This window comes from Nonomuraea sp. CA-141351 (assembly GCF_050944675.1).
Taxonomy (GTDB): domain Bacteria; phylum Actinomycetota; class Actinomycetes; order Streptosporangiales; family Streptosporangiaceae; genus Nonomuraea.
Genome location: NZ_CP191982.1, coordinates 11899970 through 11918983, shown reverse-complemented (window position 1 = coordinate 11918983; position 19014 = coordinate 11899970). Strand labels below are relative to the sequence as shown.

The 19014-nt window shown below is 65.9% G+C and carries 11 protein-coding genes and 2 rRNA genes; 10 read left to right on the top strand and 3 right to left on the bottom strand.

Annotated features, from left to right (window positions below; translation table 11 throughout):
* Positions 1 to 217 precede the first annotated feature (217 nt).
* Positions 218 to 3322 (top strand): 23S ribosomal RNA (locus tag ACQPWU_RS56080).
* A gap of 62 nt (positions 3323 to 3384) precedes the next feature.
* A 5S ribosomal RNA gene (gene rrf / locus ACQPWU_RS56075) occupies positions 3385 to 3501 on the top strand.
* A gap of 67 nt (positions 3502 to 3568) precedes the next feature.
* On the opposite strand, the gene ACQPWU_RS56070 is transcribed toward rrf, so the two are convergent.
* A complete protein-coding gene (locus tag ACQPWU_RS56070; RefSeq protein ID WP_433435271.1) occupies positions 3569 to 4828 on the bottom strand; it encodes a nucleotide sugar dehydrogenase in 1260 nt (419 codons plus the stop codon).
* Positions 4829 to 4866: 38 nt separating this feature from the next.
* Entirely contained in the window at positions 4867 to 5853 is a 987-nt protein-coding gene (locus ACQPWU_RS56065) for a methyltransferase domain-containing protein (RefSeq protein ID WP_433435270.1), read from the bottom strand.
* 245 nt (positions 5854 to 6098) lie between these two features.
* Here ACQPWU_RS56065 and ACQPWU_RS56060 point away from each other — a divergent pair, with 245 nt between their 5' ends.
* The 3 genes from ACQPWU_RS56060 (at position 6099) to ACQPWU_RS56050 (ending at position 10463) form a co-directional block, all read left to right on the top strand.
* Positions 6099 to 8378, top strand: a complete 2280-nt coding sequence (locus tag ACQPWU_RS56060) for a hypothetical protein (protein WP_433435269.1) — start codon at positions 6099 to 6101, stop codon at positions 8376 to 8378.
* Between the two features lie 95 nt (positions 8379 to 8473).
* On the top strand, positions 8474 to 9535 hold the full coding sequence (locus ACQPWU_RS56055; RefSeq protein WP_433435268.1) for an ice-binding family protein: 1062 nt from the start codon (positions 8474 to 8476) through the stop codon (positions 9533 to 9535).
* 715 nt (positions 9536 to 10250) lie between these two features.
* Positions 10251 to 10463 carry a hypothetical protein gene (locus tag ACQPWU_RS56050; RefSeq protein ID WP_433435267.1) on the top strand — a complete coding sequence of 71 codons (213 nt, stop codon included), beginning with the start codon at positions 10251 to 10253 and terminating at the stop codon, positions 10461 to 10463.
* A 3-nt stretch (positions 10464 to 10466) separates the two neighbouring features.
* On the opposite strand, the gene ACQPWU_RS56045 is transcribed toward ACQPWU_RS56050, so the two are convergent.
* Positions 10467 to 12545 (bottom strand): DUF4082 domain-containing protein, encoded by a 2079-nt coding sequence (locus ACQPWU_RS56045; protein ID WP_433435266.1) that lies wholly within the window; start codon positions 12543 to 12545, stop codon positions 10467 to 10469.
* Positions 12546 to 13271: 726 nt separating this feature from the next.
* Between ACQPWU_RS56045 and ACQPWU_RS56040 the strand changes: the two genes are divergently transcribed.
* The 5 genes from ACQPWU_RS56040 to rfbB all read left to right on the top strand — a co-directional run bounded on the left by ACQPWU_RS56040 (position 13272) and on the right by rfbB (position 18928).
* Complete coding sequence (locus ACQPWU_RS56040; protein ID WP_433445541.1) at positions 13272 to 14795, top strand: DegT/DnrJ/EryC1/StrS family aminotransferase; 1524 nt, start codon at positions 13272 to 13274, stop codon at positions 14793 to 14795.
* A gap of 4 nt (positions 14796 to 14799) precedes the next feature.
* Positions 14800 to 15786, top strand: a complete 987-nt coding sequence (locus ACQPWU_RS56035) for a glycosyltransferase family 2 protein (protein WP_433435265.1) — start codon at positions 14800 to 14802, stop codon at positions 15784 to 15786.
* Positions 15783 to 16736: a WxcM-like domain-containing protein gene (locus ACQPWU_RS56030; RefSeq protein WP_433435264.1), complete on the top strand. Its 954-nt coding sequence runs from the start codon at positions 15783 to 15785 to the stop codon at positions 16734 to 16736. The genes ACQPWU_RS56035 and ACQPWU_RS56030 overlap by 4 nt, the downstream gene beginning before the upstream one ends.
* A gap of 150 nt (positions 16737 to 16886) precedes the next feature.
* Entirely contained in the window at positions 16887 to 17954 is a 1068-nt protein-coding gene (locus tag ACQPWU_RS56025) for a glucose-1-phosphate thymidylyltransferase (protein ID WP_433435263.1), read from the top strand.
* On the top strand, positions 17951 to 18928 hold the full coding sequence (rfbB, locus tag ACQPWU_RS56020) for a dTDP-glucose 4,6-dehydratase (protein ID WP_433435262.1): 978 nt from the start codon (positions 17951 to 17953) through the stop codon (positions 18926 to 18928). The genes ACQPWU_RS56025 and rfbB overlap by 4 nt, the downstream gene beginning before the upstream one ends.
* Positions 18929 to 19014 lie beyond the last annotated feature (86 nt).

Below are 19014 nucleotides of genomic sequence, written 5' to 3'. Positions count from 1 at the left end.
TCAACGGCCGGCTGGTACCGCCTCTCTTCGGAGGGGAGTGGGAACGCTGGTTCTGCGGTCGCGGGGTGCCGGACACACTGTTGGGTCCTGAAGGAACGGGCATGCGTGTCTGGTTCTTCGGAGACAGGGCCAGCGGACGCCTCGCTGCTTTGGTGGGGCGCGAGCTGGTTTGCTGTTTGTTGTTTGAGATTTGCATAGTGGACGCGAGCATCTTTGTGGCCAAGTTTTTTAGGGCACACGGTGGATGCCTTGGCATCAGGAGCCGATGAAGGACGTGGGAGGCTGCGTTAAGCCTCGGGGAGTCGCCAACCAGACGTTGATCCGGGGATGTCCGAATGGGGAAACCTAGCACCAGTCATGTGGTGTTGCCTCCGCCTGAATGTATAGGGCGGTTGGTGGTAACGCGGGGAAGTGAAACATCTCAGTACCCGTAGGAAGAGAAAACAATATGTGATTCCGTGAGTAGTGGTGAGCGAAAGCGGATGAGGCTAAACCGGGCGTGTGTGATAGCCGGCAGGCGTTGCATGTCCGGGGTCGTGGGACCTTCTAGCAGTCTCTGCCGGGGTTGCGAACAGTGATAAATCGATGGGGTAGTTGAAAGCTCTGGGAAGGGCTGCCGTAGACCGTGAGAGCCGGGTAGGCGAAACCTTGTCGACTGTTTGAGGGGATCCCAAGTAGCACGGGGCTCGAGAAATCCTGTGTGAATCTGCCAGGACCACCTGGTAAGCCTAAATACTCCCTGGTGACCGATAGTGCACGAGTACCGTGAGGGAAAGGTGAAAAGTGCCCCGGTGAGGGGTCGTGAAATAGTACCTGAAACCGTGTGCCTACAAGCCGTAGGAGCTTAGTCGTTCTTCGGAGCGGCTGTGATGTGACTGCGTGCCTTTTGAAGAATGAGCCTGCGAGTTATGGTGTGTGGCGAGGTTAACCTGTGTGGGGGAGCCGTAGCGAAAGCGAGTCTGAATAGGGCGTTTGAGTCGCATGCTGTAGACCCGAAGCGGAGTGATCTACGCATGGGCAGGTTGAAGCTCAGGTAAGACTGGGTGGAGGACCGAACCCACCAGGGTTGAAAACCTGGGGGATGATCTGTGTGTAGGGGTGAAAGGCCAATCAAACTCCGTGATAGCTGGTTCTCCCCGAAATGCATTTAGGTGCAGCGTTGCGTGTTTCTTGCCGGAGGTAGAGCACTGGATGGCTAATGGGCCCGACAAGGTTACTGACGTCAGCCAAACTCCGAATGCCGGTAAGTGAGAGCGTGGCAGTGAGACTGCGGGCGATAAGGTTCGTAGTCGAGAGGGAAACAGCCCAGATCACCGACTAAGGCCCCTAAGCGTGTGCTAAGTGGGAAAGGATGTGGAGTCGCAGAGACAACCAGGAGGTTGGCTTAGAAGCAGCCACCCTTGAAAGAGTGCGTAATAGCTCACTGGTCAAGTGATTCTGCGCCGACAATGTAGCGGGGCTCAAGTACACCGCCGAAGTCGTGGCATTGACAGCTTTCGGGTTGTTGATGGGTAGGGGAGCGTCGTGCAGCCGGTGAAGCAGCAGAGTGATCTAGTTGTGGAGGCTGTGCGAGTGAGAATGCAGGCATGAGTAGCGAATCGAGGGTGAGAAACCCTCGCGCCGGATGACCAAGGGTTCCTGGGGCAGGTTAATCCGCCCAGGGTAAGTCGGGACCTAAGGCGAGGCCGACAGGCGTAGTCGATGGACAACGGGTTGATATTCCCGTACCCGCTTCAATGCGCCCATATCGAACCTCGTGATGCTAAGAGTCCTTAGCTCGGGTTGTCCTTCGGGACGGCCGTCAGGGTGAACGCTCGGACCGATCGGGTAGTAGGTAAGCGATGGGGTGACGCAGGAAGGTAGTCCAGCCCAGGCGATGGTTGTCCTGGGGTAAGCATGTAGGGCGGGACGTAGGTAAATCCGCGTTCCTTGTGCCTGAGATGTGATGCCGAGCCGATTGTGGTGAAGTGGATGATCCTATGCTGCCGAGAAAAGCCTCTAGTGAGTGTTGTGGCGGCCCGTACCCTAAACCGACTCAGGTGGTCAGGTAGAGAATACCGAGGCGATCGGGTGAACTGTGGTTAAGGAACTCGGCAAATTGCCCCCGTAACTTCGGGAGAAGGGGGACCTCTGCTGGTGATGAGTTTTGCACTCGGAGCTGGTGGGGGTCGCAGTGGCCAGGGGGAAGCGACTGTTTACTAAAAACACAGGTCCGTGCGAAGTCGTAAGACGATGTATACGGACTGACGCCTGCCCGGTGCCGGAACGTTAAGGGGACCGCTTAGTGTGAGTAATCATGCGAAGGTGAGAACTTAAGCGCCGGTAAACGGCGGTGGTAACTATAACCATCCTAAGGTAGCGAAATTCCTTGTCGGGTAAGTTCCGACCTGCACGAATGGCGTAACGACTTCCCCGCTGTCTCAACCGCAGACCCGGTGAAATTGCAGTACGAGTAAAGATGCTCGTTTCGCGCAGCAGGACGGAAAGACCCCGGGACCTTCACTACAGCTTGACATTGGTGTTTGGAACGGCTTGTGTAGGATAGGTGGGAGACTGGGAAGCTCGGACGCTAGTTCGGGTGGAGTCATTGGTGAAATACCACTCTGGTCGTTTTGGATGTCTAACTCTGGTCCGTGATCCGGATCGGGGACAGTGTCTGGTGGGTAGTTTAACTGGGGCGGTTGCCTCCTAAAGGGTAACGGAGGCGCCCAAAGGTTCCCTCAGCCTGGTTGGCAATCAGGTGTTGAGTGTAAGTGCACAAGGGAGCTTGACTGTGAGACTGACGGGTCGAGCAGGAGCGAAAGCTGGGACTAGTGATCCGGCATCGGCATGTGGAAGCGGTGTCGCTCAACGGCTAAAAGGTACCCCGGGGATAACAGGCTGATCTTCCCCAAGAGTCCATATCGACGGGATGGTTTGGCACCTCGATGTCGGCTCGTCGCATCCTGGGGCTGGAGTAGGTCCCAAGGGTTGGGCTGTTCGCCCATTAAAGCGGTACGCGAGCTGGGTTTAGAACGTCGCGAGACAGTTCGGTCCCTATCCGCTGCGCGCGCAGGAGACTTGAAAGGGGCTGTCCCTAGTACGAGAGGACCGGGACGGACGAACCTCTGGTGTGCCAGTTGTACCGCCAGGTGCACGGCTGGTTGGCTACGTTCGGGAGGGATAACCGCTGAAAGCATCTAAGCGGGAAGCTTGCCTTGAGATGAGGTCTCCCACCTGTGAGGGGTAAGGCTCCCGGTAGACGACCGGGTTGATAGGCCGGAAGTGGAAGCGCGGTAACGTGTGGAGCTGACCGGTACTAATAGGCCGAGGACTTGACCACAAAGCATTCTTGCTCGCGTCCACTAGGCAATTCTGAGACAGCAAACAGCTGTTTCGCAGGGTTGCGGCGGTTATGGCGGGAAGGAAACACCCGGTTACATTCCGAACCCGGAAGTTAAGCTTCCCAGCGCCGATGGTATTGCACTCGGGAGGGTGTGGGAGAGTAGGTCACCGCCGCACAAATATTTAATGAGAGGGCCACCCTTCGGGGTGGCCCTCTTTTTTGGTCCGGACAGATCCACAGCGTTCAGATGCGTTCGACGTTGGCGCCGCGGCAGCGGTTGCGAGTGTCGAAGACGAAGGGACTGGCCTCTTCCACCAGGTCGTAGTCGAAGCAGTCGTGGTCGGTCAGGATGGCCACGGCGTCGGCGGCGGCGAGCTCCTGGCGGGTGGCCTCGACGATCTCGACGCCTGCCGGTAGCTGGTGATCGTCGACGTACGGGTCGGCGGCGCGCACGTGGGCGCCGAGCTTACAGAGTGCGCGGGCAATGTGGATGGCGGGCGACTCGCGGCAGTCGCCCACGTTCTTCTTGTAGGCAAGGCCGAGGAGGAGCAGCCGGCTGCCCCTGAGGGGTTTGGCGCGGTCGTTCAACGCCACCGTGAGGCGGCGCACGACCTGGTCGGGCATGCTGTTGTTGATGTCGTTGGCCAGCTCCACGAACCGGAAGTTGTGCCCGAGTCCCCGCTTGACCGCCCAGGACAGGTACGACGGGTCGATCGGCAGGCAGTGCCCCCCGACGCCGGGGCCAGGGATGAAGCGCATGTAGCCGAACGGCTTGGTAGCGGCGGCGTCAATGGCCTCCCAGGCGTCGATCCCGAGCTGGTGGGCGAAGATGGACAGCTCGTTCACCAGGGCGATGTTGACGTGCCTGAAGGTGTTCTCCAGAAGCTTGCACAGTTCGGCCGCCTGGAGTGTGGACACGGGGACCACCTGCTGGACCAGCCGCTCGTAGAACGCCCGGATCCGATCCAGCGATGGCTCGTCGATGCCGGAGACGACCTTCGGCGTGTTCTCCAGCTGCCACCGCTCGTTGCCCGGGTCGATGCGTTCGGGGCTGTAGCCCAGGTGGAAGTCCTCGGGAGCGCGCAGCCCCGAGCCCTCCTCGAGCAGCGGCAGGAGGTACTCCTCCGTGGTGCCGGGGTAGGTGGTGGACTCCAGGATCACGGTGGCGCCCGGCCGTAGCAGTGGTGCGATGGAACGCCCCGCCGACGCGATATGGCGCAGGTCGGGAGCTCCGTCGCACAGTGGCGTGGGCACGGTGATCAGGCAGACATCGAACGCCTCGGCGTCCGCGTAGTCGTCGCTGGCCAGGTAGCGGCCCGTACGCAGGGCCTCGGCCAGCCGTTCGTCAGTGATGTCCTCGACATAGGACTCGGCGGCGTTCAGCCGCTTCACGCGCCACGGGTCGACGTCGATTCCCACGACGTCGAATCCCGCCTCAACCGCTCGCATGGCCAAGGGCAGGCCGACATAGCCCTGCCCCACGACCACCAGTTTCTCCCCCATATATGGACCCCGTCATTGTCGAGATGGAACACGGTCGGCTATTTGACGCCGCGGATCACGTACAGCCCTCGATGCCGTTCGACCCTGAAGCTCCGCAGCCGCAGATCCATCGCCCACCGCTGCAGGCGCCGGCGTGGCTGGGGTCGCTCGTACCGCGGCGCGAGCCAGTCGAACGTGTCGAGCACCGACCAGTCACGGATGGTCCTCTTGTCCCGCAGGTTCAGGTGCCGGTGAGTGGCGACGGGCACCAGGCGGGCCAGGCACGGCCCCGCGACGGGAACGTCGGAGAGCCCCATGGCGAGCGGGAGGAGCTTCGGTGCCGTCTCGTCCACGATCGAGTACAGGCGTGCGGGAGGAATGCGCTTGGTCAGCGGGCGCAGCAGCTGCCGTGGATGCAGGTACGAGATCGGCGCCGCGTACACGTCGATGCAGAACCGCCCACCGGGCCGCAGATAACGGAACATCGCCTTGAAGGTGCGCTCCACGTCGGGAGTGTGCTGGATGACGCCGAAGCAGAAGAGGAAGTCGAACGACTCCTCGGGCAGTGGCAGGTCGTAGATGCTGGCCTGGAACAGGCGCAGGTTGGGAAACCGGCCGTTCGACGCGGCGTTGGCATGGACCGCGCTGGAGATGTCGAAGGACGTCACGATGGCGCCGGTCTCGCAGAGCACCTCGGTGAAACGCCCGGCCCCGCTGCCGCATTCGAGCACGCTCTTGCCGTGCAGTTGCTCAGCCGTCCAGCCGCTCGCCTTCATGACGCGATCGCGGGAGATGGTCGTGCCGGAGTGGGAGTCGAGCTGGGTCAGCCGGTGCCGGTTCCACTGGTAACCGAACCCATCGGCGTAGTTGTCCGCGGGAACGAATCTCGGGATGCCGCAGTCGATCGGATAGGCGGCTGCGCAGGTCTCGCAGACGAGTTCGCTCTGGACGGTACGAAGCGAGGCGCGGCAGCGAAGGCACCGCAACTCGGAACACCAGGGAATTTGCGGATCGATGCCAGGAGGCGCTTGTTTCGGAAGAGTCATGCGGTTGACCGTTCGGTAGGCGAAACAGGATGACCGGGGCCAAGAGCGGCCACATCCTCACAGTCGCTTCATGTTACGTTGCGTGATCGAGCGGCCACGAGAATGAACGGCGGCGTGTCCCTGACCGCCCGGAGAGCGTGGAGACCCGGGGACCAGGGAAAACGCCCGCCAAGCGGCGGCAAGGACATCGCGCTGTCCAGACGTTCGCGGTGCCCGCGAGCTCCGGCCTCGTCAGGCTTGCGCACATGACCGAAGTCGAGCTCTTGCCGCGTTCGGAGCCGTCTCCCGCGCCTGCCGCCGACGGGTCGCCGGTCGGGGGCAGGCGCGCCGCCCCACTCCTGAGGTGGGCTCCAGCAGCCGCCCTGGCCGCCTGCGCGGGAGTGGTGTGCGGGCGCTACGGCGTCTCACTCTCGGACTTGACGCTGTTCGCCCTTTACGTGGTGCTGGGTCTGGCGCTGCCCGGGCTGCTGTGGATCCGCGCGCTTTACCGTCGTGACCACACCTTTCCTGAGGAATTGGCGTTGGGTACGGCGCTCGGCTACGCACTGGAGGTGCTGACCTACATTCCCGCCCGGGCGATCGGCGCGCCCCTGTTGGTCATGGCGTGGCCGCTCGGCACGTACGTCCTGTTCCTCGCGGTGCCGAGGCTGCGGGGGCACTGGAGGGCCGGGCCGCGCACCAACCGCACGCCGCGCTGGTGGCCGTGGGCCCTCACGCTGATCGTGATCTGCCTGATCCTCTGGACAGCCGTCACCTTCTTCGGCACCCACGCCCTCACCTGGCCGGCGATGGCGTCGTCCTATGTCGACATGCCCTATCACCTGGCCCTGATCGGCGAGTTGAAGCACCACGTGCCGCCGACGGCCCCGGGCGTCGCCGGCGAACCCCTGGCGTACCACTGGTTCGTCCACGTGCACGTCGCGGCGGCGAGCTGGGTGACCGGGGTGGAGCCGCTGGTCCTGCTCTACCGCCTCGCAGTCCTGCCCATGCTGGCCGCGCTCGCCGTGCTGCTGGCGGCGGTCGGCCGGCGGGTCACGGGATCGTGGGTGGGTGGGCTGGCCGCACTCGCGAGCACGGTGTTCGTCGCGGCGCCCAGCCTGTACGAGGGCAGCGCCGCCGGCGTGTTCAGCTGGGCGTCCGTGCAGTCGTGGTCGAGCCCGAGCCAGGTCTTCTGCGCCCTGCTGTTCGCTCCGGTCGTGCTCCTGGTCGTCGATCTTCTTGACGGATCGCGGCCGGCTCGGGGCCGTTGGGTGCTCCTGGCGGTCATGATGTCGGCGGTCATGGGAGCGAAGGCGACGTATCTGCCCCTGCTCGCGGCGGGGCTGGTGGCGGTCGTGGTCGTGGAGACGATCCGGTGGCGCAGGCTACCGCGGCGTGCGCCGGCCGTGCTGGGACTGACCGCAGTGTGCGTGGCCCTGTCGTATGTGCTGCTGTACAAGGGTGAGAGGCAGGGGCTCGTCCCCGATCCGCTGTCGATCATACGCGTGACCTGGAGGAATCTGACCGGCGCGGGGCCGTCGGCGGACGTGCCCTGGACCGCCGTGCTCGGGATCGGCGGGCTCTGCCTGCTGTGCGGGGCGATCACCTGGTGTGGCGTGCTGGGCCTGGTCGTGCGGCCACGGGAGCTGCTGCGCACCCCCGTCGTGCTCGGACTCGGCATGAGTCTGGCCGGGCTCGCGGCGTTCCTGCTGCTCGGGCACCCCGGCCTGTCTCAGGGGTACTTCCTGGAGGCCGCCTGCCCCTACCTGGCGATGGTGGCGGTGTCGGGGGCGCGACTCGCCATACGCGAGGCGGGCCTGACGGGCAGGGCCGTCGCCTGCGCGGGCGGCGCGGGCGTGCTGGCCGCTACCGCTGTCCGGCTGCTCTTCGGCGTCAGGATCCCGCTGCGGCCCGGCCAGAGCGAGCTGGCCCTGTACCTGCCGTACCTCGTGCTCCTCGGCGTGGTCGTGCTGGTCGCCGCCCGATGGGGCGGGCGCCGTACGCTCGCGCTGACGATCTGCCTGGTCACGGCGGCGGGGACGCCTGCCGCGTGGCTCGCGCATACGCCACTGGATCCGTACGACGGAGCATCGGCACAGGACGTACCCTCAGGGCTCCTCGAGGCGAGCCGGTGGCTGCGCGACCACTCGCTCCCTGACGACATCGTGGCCACCAACACGCACTGCCGCCTCGGATACGAGGAGCCGTGCGACAGGCGTGCCTACTGGACGGCCGCACTGACAGAACGGCGGGTGCTGGTCGAAGGATGGGCCTACGCGGCGCGCAACACCGACGGCTGGCGCCCTGGCGAGGCGGTGGCCGGCCGCCCGTTCTGGGATCGAGAGCGCATCCGGGCCAACGACGCGGTCTTCGAACGCCCCTCCGCGCAGGCGGTCCGGCGGCTGCGCGACCGCTACGGAGTGCGATGGCTCTTCGTGGACGAACGCCGCTCGGCACCCGGCTCCTCCCTCGGGTCGCTCACGAGCTTGCGGTTCCGCTCCGGCGATTTCGGCGTCTATCAGGTGGGTCGTCCGGTCCAGCGGTGACGCCAGGTCGGGGCTCGCCCAAACTGTGGCAAGGAGATCGCCCCGTGCTGATGTCCGGGCAGGACTGGACGTGTCCGATCGCCAGACTTGCGCGCATGATGAGGACCCTGCCTTCGTCCTGGTCGGCCGCAGCCGTCGTCGGCGCCCTCCTGATGAGCACGCTCGGGGCGGCCGTCCCCGACACGCGCGTGCGCCAAGAGCCTCCCGTCGACCTCGGAGAAGCGGCTGACTGCGTGGCGATGGCCGGGGAGAGGGTCACCAACACGGGCCTCACCACGCTCACCGGCGAACTCGTCGTGAATCCGGGGAGCGAGGTGGTCGGGTTCCCACCAGGGGAGGTGCGGGGAGAGATCCACTTGGGGGGTGACGCCCACGGCACCGAGGAGAAGGAGGACGCGGTCGCCGCTTATCGGGAAGCGGACGGACGTGCCTCCAACAGCGTCATCCCGCCACAGCTCGGCGGCCTTACCCTGTCGCCCGGTGTCTACGAGAGCACGGACGGCACGTTCCGCATCGACGGCACCCTCACATTGGACGCCCGCGGCGAGCCGGACGCCGTCTTCATCTTCCAGGCGGACTCGGTGTTGACCACAGCCAGGGTGAGCAACATCGACCTGGTGAACGGCGCCCAGGACAACAATGTCTTCTGGCAGGTCGGCGCCGACGCCAGCCTCGGCAAGTACTCCACCTTCCGCGGCAACCTCCTGGCGTGGAACTCGATCAGCGTGGCATTCGGCGCGGCGGTCTACGGCCGCACCATGGCGCTCAATGAGGCGCTCCACTTCGAAGGCACCGACATCCTGCCCGCCACCCGGGTCACGCTGCCGGTCAACCCGCCCACCTCGACGTCTCTGACGTCTTCTCCCAACCCGTCACGCAACGGGGAGCCCGTCACGTTCACCGCGACGGTCAGCGGAAACGTGCAGGGATTCCGACCCACGGGGACGGTGCTCTTCATGGAGGGCACCACCATCATCGGTTCGGCCTACGCCGACGAGACCGGGGTCGCGCGGTTCACCACGGCCGAGCTCACCAGAGGCGTGCACGAAATCCACGCGGTCTATACGGACGGAGGGACCGCGGTACACGAGGCCTGGGTCCTCTTCGCGCCGAGCGAGTCTTCGGTCATAACGCAACAAGTGCTTAATCGGCGGTAAGTAATCGTATATGCGGACAGGTCGGGCGCCTTTGTCGAAGGATGGGCGCTGTTTGCCGGCAACGTAGTCCATATCAGGCGTTGCCCATTCAGTGTCGGGGTATTTCGGGCACGTCAGAAAGGGGGCTATCGTGATTTCTCGCCGCGGTATATCGGCCGTCGCATTGATGCTGGCCTGTGGGACATCGGGCGTGGTGGACGCGGGAGCCGCGCGGGCCGGCTCTGTCGCTGGGACGGTGCCGGCGGCTGTTTCCGGCCTGTGGATGAACCAGGGGCACCTGGCGGCTTCCTGGCGGTGCCACGGGAAACGCTGCCGCGTGTGCCGGCGTGGTTCGTGTGTGCGCGTGTTTCGCGGACCGAGAGGCCTGCGAGGACCGATCGGGCCGATAGGGCTGCCGGGCTTCAGGGGCTCGGAAGGCCCCACCGGTCCGCGGGGATTCAAAGGAACGCGAGGTCCCGAGGGACCACAAGGCCCCGCAGGTCTGAAAGGTCCCCCAGGACCGGCGGGACCGGCGGGACCAGAAGGCCCGGAAGGCCCGGAAGGCCCCAGAGGGCCGCAGGGCCTGCCCGGGTCGTCCACCGCGGTCGACTCGACGCTCGTCTCCCTGACGTTCCCGCCCTTCGACACGAACTTCACCGCGTACGCCTCGGACGGGATCGCCTGGATCCTGGACCCGCGCACCCCCCTGCCCGGGGCGTGGCACAGCCTCGCGTCGGTGCCGGGGTACCCCGAGGGCGTGGTCGGCGTCTCGCTGACCGAACTCGCCGAGCCCCTCAGCAGCCTGCTGATCACCGTGGCGACCTCCGGCGGCGGTCTCGCTCAGACGAAGTGCATTCTGACCGAGCCGCCACCGCCACCGGGGCCGGCCTGGGGAACCAAGTACTGCGACAGGTTCACCGCCATCCCCCCGCCGAAGGACCAGCAGTGATGATCAGGGTGCCTCGAATATGAGGTCGACCCAGTAGTTGCTGGCGTTGTAGGTGCTGGTGGGGAAGGACGGCGAGGCACCGTAGGTGTAGACGTCGTTACCGCCCTCGAAGCCGTCTTCGAGGGCGGTGAGAGGACCGCTGTCGCGGGCCGAGGTGAAGTAGGGCCGGTTGTAGGACCAGAACCCGGATGTGGTGTGGTACGAGGCGATGTAGGTGGTGTCGGCGTCGATGGAGACCGGCGTGGAGAAGTAGGCCTCTTGCCAGCCGGTTGCGGATTCGCCGGTGAAGGTGACGCTGGCCAGGAGTTGGCCGCCGGTGGTCCACAGGCCGCCGGTGTGGGTGCCGGTGTTCTGGGAGCCCTTGTAGAAGCGGATGCCCTGGACGACCCCGTCCGAGATCGACCTGAACTTCACGCCGAGGGTGACCGCCCGGTTGTCCGATGACTGGTTGGCAGGTGTCGCCGAGTCGCTCCAGAGGCTGTCCGCCGATGTGAACATGACGTCGACCCAGTAGTTGCTGGCGTTGAAGGTGCTGGTGGGGAAGGACGGCGAGGCGCCGTAGGTGTAGACGCCGTTGCCGCCGTCCGCGCCGTTCCGAAGCGCGGTGAGGGGGTCGTGGGTGAACGCGGTCGTGAAGTAGGGCCGGTTGTAGGACCAGAATCCGGATGTGGTGTGGTAAGAGGCGATGTAGGTGGTGTCGGCCTTGATCGTGACCGGCGTGGAGAAGTAGGCGTTCTGCCAGCCGGTTGCGGATTCGCCGGTGAAGGTGACGCTGGCCAGGAGTTGGCCGCCGGTGGTCCACAGGCCGCCGGTGTGGGTGCCGGTGTTCTGGGAGCCCTTGTAGAAGCGGATGCCGTGGACGAGCCCGTCCGAGGCCGACCTGAACTTCACGCCGAGGGTGACCGCCCGGTTGTCCGATGACTGGTTGGCGGGCGTCGTCGAGTCGCTCCAGAGCGAGGTCGTCACGTCCTGGACGACGACGTTGGATGTGCTCGGCGCGAAATTGATCGGCTGTTCGCCGTTGAAGGTGATGCCGCCCAGGAAGACGGCGGTGATGTAGTGCTGGCCCTCGGTGAAGTCCGGGACGGTCACCGTGGCGGGAGTTTCGCCGTCGAAATGGTCCTGCCCGATGGTGGTCGCGCCATCCTTGAAGACCACGTCGCCTTCGGGAGTCACCGGCTCCGAGCCGCCGTCGACCGTCGCCGAGAAGGTGACGCTGTCGTCAGGGGTGGAAGGGTTGAGCGATGAGGACAGGGCCGTGGTGGTGGGCGGGCGGTCCGGCAGGCTGACTCGCGTGGCCGGGATACCCCCCGTCCCCTGGATCGTGACCGAGGAGTTGAGTGAGAAGACCCGGCCGAACACCGCCGCTCCGCTGTTGACCGTGGCCGCGGTCGACGCGAGCGCGTTCCCGCGGAAGGTGCAGAACGTGCCCAGGGTCACCGAGCCGGTGATCTGCCAGAAGACGTTCTTTTCCTGGGCGCCGCCGACCAGGTTGATGTTGCTGACGTTGGCCGTCGTGAGCGAGGACGCTCTGAAGACGAAGACCGCGTCGGGGTCGGCCTGGGCGTCGAGCGTCAGGGTCCCGCTGATGCTGAAGGTTCCGTTGGTGGAGGCGTAGACGCCCGGGGTCTTGGTCGTTCCGCCGAGCGCGGGAGCGACGGTGTTGTCGACCGGGCGGCTGGCGAGGTCGTTGTAGGCGCTCACCGCGTCGGCCTTCGCGGCGATCGCGGTGGAGTCGTTCGTGTGGATGGTGCCGCTCACCGTGCCGGGCGGGAATCCCGACACCGAGGTGCCCGGGCTCACGCCCAGATCTCCGGTGACCGCGGTCTGACCCGAGTTCGACACCGACGTTCCCGCCAGCACCGCGAAGGACTGGGCGTCGCCGAGGTCCACCGGGCCTGTGTCGGCGTGCGCGGCGAGCGGGGTCGCGACGATCGCTCCGGTCGCCAGGACGGACGCGAGTATCCCTGCGAGGAGGGAGTGGCGCCGGCGACGACGAGGAGAACTTCCGCCGGGCGGGTTCGTGTGGGTGGCGTTGGTGGACTGGCTGGTTGGCCCGTGATCAGGCTGAGAATTATGCATGGAACTCAACTTCTTGGGTGATTCTCACGGAATGTCTGGTGACAGCTCTACGGGTATGCGGCGCGTAAAGCCCAATATCGCTATTCGTCCGGATTTGGTGCCCACGACAGTATTCGAGGGCCCTAATGGGGCGAAGTTTAATGACTTTACTGCGGCAACTCTTCGCAGACCAGCAGCGAAACCAGAATTTCGCCTGGTGGACAGCTGTCGACCGCATTTCGCGCTATTTTGTGTTTTACAATGAAATAGCGTGAAAGGCTCGGTGGAAACAGTCGCGACACGCCCCCGACCGTGTCAGAGGCCGACGTGCTACTTACTGTGGGTACGACTGTGATCCCTCAAGGTGATCGCGCGAGATCGCCCAGCCATCTACGGAGGCATCGTGTGCGGCATAGCCGGAATCGTGTCGATGTCGCGGCCCGACAGCACCTGGCCGGGGCGGGGCGCTGCTGCAGATTCAGGAAAGGTCCCGCAGTGGCGCCAAGAGATGGATCCGGCCTCCGGCGCATCGCGCTCCTCATCGGACAGCTGCTGCTCGCTCGTGCAGTGCCTGCCGATCCTGGCGCACGTGACCGTCGCCGGCGTGGTCGTCTGCTGACGGTGTCGACAGCTCTGCCGTTCTTCCTCGCCGTGCGCGGGCTGTAGCCGATCTCGCCGCGCCTGGACCGCGATCTCGTACGGCTTCAGCTCAGCCTCTCCAGCAGATACCACGTCGGCTGGGTGGCCATGTACCTCCTCGTCACCATCGACGTCGTGCTCCTCAACGTCATGGACTCCTCGGCCGAGGTGGGCGCCGCACTCGCGTCGACCGTCACCTACATCCTCATGGCGTTCATGGAAGCGTCCCGTTTCCTCAGATCCACGGGGCTGGCGGCGCGGGAGCTGGTCCCCGGTCCGGCCGACCTGCGGCCCCGCAGCCCGCGGCGCTGTGACACCGGCGTACTCCGCAAGCCGCCGGTAATGGCTCGGCAAGGAATGGCCGAGCGGGGCGCGCCTAGGGCGCCTCGGGCCGGTGGTGCCCGCGTTGAATGGATTTCGCCTGTCCGGGCAGCCTCGACCGCCGCACGCAGCAAAGGCCCGACGATGCACCCTGTTGACGGATATCCACCCTGCCCTTCCACGGAGGGCCTCGGCACAGGACCGGGCGAAGCGGCGGACCGCATCCTGATCAATGATCTCGCCCGGCACGCGGGCTCGACGGGGTCCGCTGTGCAAGCGGCCGTAGAGCGCGTACTCAAGAGCGGTTGGTACGTGCTGGGGGAGGAGGGGGAGTCCTTCGAACGGGATTTCGCCGACTACTGCGGCACGACTCACTGCGTGGGCGTCGCGAACGGGACCGACGCCATCGAGCTCGGCCTTCGCGCGCTCGGAGTCGGCGCGGGCAGCCGGGTCGCCACGGTCGCGAACGCCGGCTTCTACACCGCCACCGCGCTGCTGGCCCTCGGTGCCTGGCCCGTGTTCGTGGACGTGGACCGGGACACGAAGCTGATGGATCTGGCCCAGCTCCGGCGTGCCGTGGACGGCGAGCGCCTGGACGCGATCGTGGTCACCCACCTGTTCGGCCTCCTGCATGACATGGAGGCCGTCCTGGCAATCGCAGCCAGGGCCGGCGTGCCGGTGTTCGAGGACTGCGCGCAGGCCCACGGCGCCGCCCGGGACGGGCGGCGGGCCGGCGGCTTCGGCGCGGCCGCGGCGTTCAGCTTCTACCCGACGAAGAACCTCGGCGCGCTCGGCGACGGCGGCGCCGTGGTCACCGGCGACGCGGACGTGGCCACCCGGCTGAGGCGGCTGCGGCAGTACGGGTGGGAGTCGAAGTACCGAGTCGGTCCCGGTGGGGGCCGCAACAGCCGCCTGGACGAGTTGCAGGCGGCCGTCCTGCGCGCCAAGCTGCCCTTCCTGGACGGCTGGAACCGGCGACGCCGGGACATCGCGACCCGCTACTCGCGGGAGATCATCCATCCGCGGGTCCGGTGTCCGCCTGTTCACGGCGAGGAGTCCGTCGCCCACCTCTATGTGGTGGTCTGCGACGAGCGCGAGGTGCTGCGTGCCCGGCTCGCCGGCGCGGGCGTGGCGACCGACGTGCACTATCCCGTTCCCGATCATCGTCAGCGCCCGCTCGCCGATCTCGGTCTCCGCCAGAGGCTCGCGGTGACGGACGACCTGGCGGACTCGATCGTGACGCTTCCCTGCTATCCCGAACTCTCCGACGCCGAGGTCGCACGCGTGATCTCGTGTATCAACACGTGGTGAGGCCATGCTCTCGGTGATCGTTCCCGTATACCGCAATGCGGAGTTCGTCCCACGATTGATCGCTGAGTTCACGGACATCAGCGCGACCGTCGCGGAACGTCACCGCATGCCGGTGGAGTTCGTCTTCGTCGTGGACGGAAGCCCCGACAACAGCTTCGACCTCCTCAAAGCGGCCCTGCCGGAGGCGCCGTTCCGATCGCAGTTGCTGCTGCACGCGCGGAACTTCGGCTCCTTCGCCGCCATTCGCACGGGTCTCCGAGCCGCCAAGGGCGACTACTTCGCGGTCATGGCGGCGGACCTCCAGGAGCCACCCGACCTGGTGATCACGTTTCTCGACAGGCTCGTGAACGACGTCGCCGACATCGTGGTGGGTGTGCGCGAGAGCCGGGACGATCCGGGGATGACGCGTCTGTCCGCCAATCTCTTCTGGCGCTTCTACCGGCGTTTCGTCCTGCCCGAGATCCCCGCGGGCGGGGTGGACGTCTTCGGCTGCAACCAGCGCATCCGTGACGAGCTGCTCCGGCTGGAGGAGGCCAACACCTCGCTGGTGGGGCTCGTGTACTGGCTCGGCTTCCGGCGCGGCGAGGTGCCGTACCGGCGGCGGGAACGGGCGCACGGCAAGAGCTCGTGGACACTCGCCAAGAAGATCGACTATCTCCTGGACAGTGTCTTCGCCTTCACTGACCTGCCCATCCGCATCCTCACGGTCATCGGCCTCCTGGGCTTCCTGGTCGCCGGATGCCTGGCGATCTTCGTCTTCGCCATGCGGCTGGCCGGCCAGATCGAGGCGGCGGGCTACGCGGCCACGATCGTGGTCATCACGTTCTTCGGCGCGCTCAACACGCTGGGCGTTGCCTTCATCGGGTCCTATGCCTGGCGAAGTTACGAGAACACGAAGAGACGGCCGCTCGCTCTCGTCCGCACCGCGCGCTCTTTCGAGGGATCGTGCGACAGCGGCGTCGGCCTCGTTTCCACAGGCGGGCGGTCATGAACGACGTCTTCATGCATCCGCGGGCCCTGTGCGAGAGCGTGACCGTCGGCTCGGGCACGCGGGTCTGGGCGTTCGCGCACGTCCTGCCGGGCGCTCGGATCGGCCGCGAGTGCAACATCTGTGACGGGGTGTTCGTCGAGAACGACGTCGTGCTGGGCGACCGGGTTACCGTCAAGTGCGGCGTCCAGCTCTGGGACGGGATCACGATCGAGGACGACGTCTTCATCGGCCCCAACGCCACGTTCACCAATGACCGGTTCCCGCGCAGCAAGGTCTATCCGGATTCGTTCGACCGTACCGTCGTCAGGGCCGGAGCCTCCATCGGCGCCAACAGCACCATCCTGCCCGGAGTCGAGATCGGCACCGGTGCGATGGTGGGCGCGGGGGCCGTGGTGACGCGGTCTGTGCCGCCGAACGCGATCGTGGTCGGCAACCCCGCCCGGATCACGGGCTACGTCGCGGACAGGGAGGATCCTGGCATTCCGCTGCTGCGAGCCGATGGCGCTGGGTCGCCCGGCAGGGTGGCGCTGGGCGTGGGGAGCGCGAGCCTGCACGAGCTGAGGGTGGCGAAGGACCTGCGCGGCGAGCTGTCGGTCGGCGAGTTCGAGCGCGAACTGCCCTTCACGCCCGCGCGCTACTTCCTCGTCTTCAACGTGCCGAGCAGGGAAGTGCGGGGCGAGCACGCGCACAAGCAGTGCGAGCAGTTCCTCGTCTGTGTGCACGGCTCGTGCGGCATCCTCCTCGACGACGGGCGCAACCGGCGCGAGATCACCCTCGACCGCCCCAGCCGCGGCGTGTACATGCCGGCCATGCTCTGGGGGACGCAGTATCGCTACTCGCCGGACGCCGTGCTCCTGGTGTTCGCCTCGCACCATTACGACCCCGACGACTACATCCGTTCGTACGACGACTTCCTGCAGATCGTCTCCGGCGCACCGGTGCCCATATGAGGAACTAACTCTCTTACGTTGGCAACGGGTGGCAAGCCCTTCGGCAAAAGGAAAGGTGGCGCACGGCTCGCCCGATTCGCGCCGCGCATAAATTCGAGTGGACAGAGTTCCAGTCCACCATGCGTTCCTCGCGGAAGGGTACATGGAGCGGTGAAGGCACTTGTTCTGGCGGGCGGTAAGGGCACCAGGCTGCGCCCGCTTACCCACACTTCGGCGAAGCAACTGGTCCCCATAGCCAACAAGCCCGTGCTCTACTACGGGCTTGAGGCGATCAAAGACGCCGGTATCACCGAGGTCGGCATCATCGTCGGTGACACGGCCCGCGAGGTGCGGGAGGCGGTGGGTGACGGTTCCAGGTTCGGTCTGGAGGTGACCTACATCCCGCAGGAGGAGCCGCTGGGGCTGGCGCACTGCGTGCTGATAGCCAGGGACTTCCTCGCCGACGAGTCGTTCGTCATGTACCTCGGGGACAATTTCCTGGTGAACGGCATCGCGGACCTGGTGGACGCCTACCGAAGGGCCGACTACGACGCCCAGATCCTGCTCACCAAGGTCGCCGAGCCGCAACTCTACGGAGTCGCGGAACTCGGTCCCGATGGGGAGATCATCGGGCTGGAGGAGAAGCCGGAGCACCCGCGCAGCGATCTCGCCATCGTCGGCGTGTACACGTTCTCTCCCGCGATCCATGACGCGGTCCGCGCCATCAACCCGTCGGCGCGCGGCGAGCTGGAGATCACCGACGCGATCCGCTGGCTCGTCGACAACGGCCATCGCGTGCAGTCGCACCTGGTCAGCGGCTACTGGAAGGACACCGGGCGGCTGCAGGACATGCTGGAATGCAACCGTATCGTCCTGGAGACCGTGGAGCGCGACATCAAGGGGACCGTCGACGCGCTCTCCGAGATAACCGGGCGCGTCGTCATCGAGCCCGGCGCCGTGGTCGAGCACTCGGTGATCCGCGGTCCCGCGGTCCTCGGCGCCAACACGAAGATCATTGGATCTTACATCGGTCCCTACACCTCCGTCGGGGAGGGCTGCGTGCTGGAAGGGGCCGAAGTGGAGTACAGCATCATCCTCGGGGAGTCCTCCATCGTCGGGGTCTCCGGCCTCACCAACTCGCTCATCGGCCGCAACGTCGAGGTCACCCGCGCCACGGGCCTGCCCAACATGAACCAGCTCATGGTCGGCGACCACAGCAAGATCCAGGTGCGCGCATGAAGATCCTGGTCACGGGCGGCGCTGGATTCATCGGCTCCCACTACGTGCGATCGCTGCTGTCCGGCCGCCATGCCGGCTACGAGGGTGCCCACGTGACGGTGCTGGACAAGCTCACCTACGCCGGTAACCCGGCGAACCTCCACCCGGTCGCCCGGCACCCGCGCTACGCCTTCGTCCACGGGGACATCACCGACGCGCGGCTGCTCGCCGACGTGGTGCCGGGCCATGACGTCATCGTGAACTTCGCCGCCGAAACGCACGTCGACCGGTCGATCGACGGTCCCGGCGACTTCGTCCTCACCAACGTGTACGGCACGCAGCGGCTGCTGCAGGCCGCGCTCGAGGCGGACGTGAGGACCATGATCCAGGTCTCAACCGACGAGGTGTACGGATCGATCGACACGGGATCGTGGACCGAGCGGGAGCCGCTGCTCCCCAACTCGCCGTACTCCGCGGCCAAGGCCGGCTCCGACCTGCTGTGCCGCGCCTACCACCAGACCTACGGGCTGGACATCCGCGTGACGCGCTGCACGAACAACTACGGCCTGTACCAGTACCCCGAGAAGGTCATCCCGCTCTTCGTCACCAACCTGATCGACGGACTGCCCGTGCCCTTGTACGGCGACGGCGGCAACGTCCGCGAATGGCTCCACGTCGACGACCACTGCCGCGGCATCCAGCTCGTGCTAGACAAGGGCTCGCCCGGCGAGACCTACAACATCGGCGGCGGCGTCGAGCTCACCAACAAGGAACTCACCCAGCGGCTGCTCGACGCGTTCGGCGTCGGCTGGGAGATGGTCACCCACGTGGACGACAGGCTCGGGCACGACCGGCGCTACTCGGTCGACAGCGGCAAGCTCCGCGCCCTCGGCTACGAGCCCCTGGTCGAGTTCAAGACCGGGTTGGCCGAGGTGGTGCGCTGGTACCAGGAGAATCAGTCGTGGTGGCGGCCGTTGAAGCGGGCGGCCGGCTGAACCGTACGCACTGCTCGCTCTCACGAAATTGCGGCCCGGCATGTGCGCATGCCGGGCCGCCCCATGTGCGGAGACCGGGGGAGCGC

Excerpts from the sequence above, each read along its gene's own strand:
- ACQPWU_RS56070 (WP_433435271.1), bottom strand. The coding sequence starts at position 4,828 with ATGGGGGAGAAACTGGTGGTCGTGGGGCAGGGCTATGTCGGCCTGCCC.
- ACQPWU_RS56065 (WP_433435270.1), bottom strand. The coding sequence starts at position 5,853 with ATGACTCTTCCGAAACAAGCGCCTCCTGGCATCGATCCGCAAATTCCC.
- ACQPWU_RS56060 (WP_433435269.1), top strand. The coding sequence starts at position 6,099 with ATGACCGAAGTCGAGCTCTTGCCGCGTTCGGAGCCGTCTCCCGCGCCT.
- ACQPWU_RS56055 (WP_433435268.1), top strand. The coding sequence starts at position 8,474 with ATGATGAGGACCCTGCCTTCGTCCTGGTCGGCCGCAGCCGTCGTCGGC.
- ACQPWU_RS56045 (WP_433435266.1), bottom strand. The coding sequence starts at position 12,545 with ATGCATAATTCTCAGCCTGATCACGGGCCAACCAGCCAGTCCACCAAC.
- ACQPWU_RS56040 (WP_433445541.1), top strand. The coding sequence starts at position 13,272 with ATGTACCTCCTCGTCACCATCGACGTCGTGCTCCTCAACGTCATGGAC.
- ACQPWU_RS56035 (WP_433435265.1), top strand. The coding sequence starts at position 14,800 with ATGCTCTCGGTGATCGTTCCCGTATACCGCAATGCGGAGTTCGTCCCA.
- ACQPWU_RS56030 (WP_433435264.1), top strand. The coding sequence starts at position 15,783 with ATGAACGACGTCTTCATGCATCCGCGGGCCCTGTGCGAGAGCGTGACC.
- rfbB (WP_433435262.1), top strand. The coding sequence starts at position 17,951 with ATGAAGATCCTGGTCACGGGCGGCGCTGGATTCATCGGCTCCCACTAC.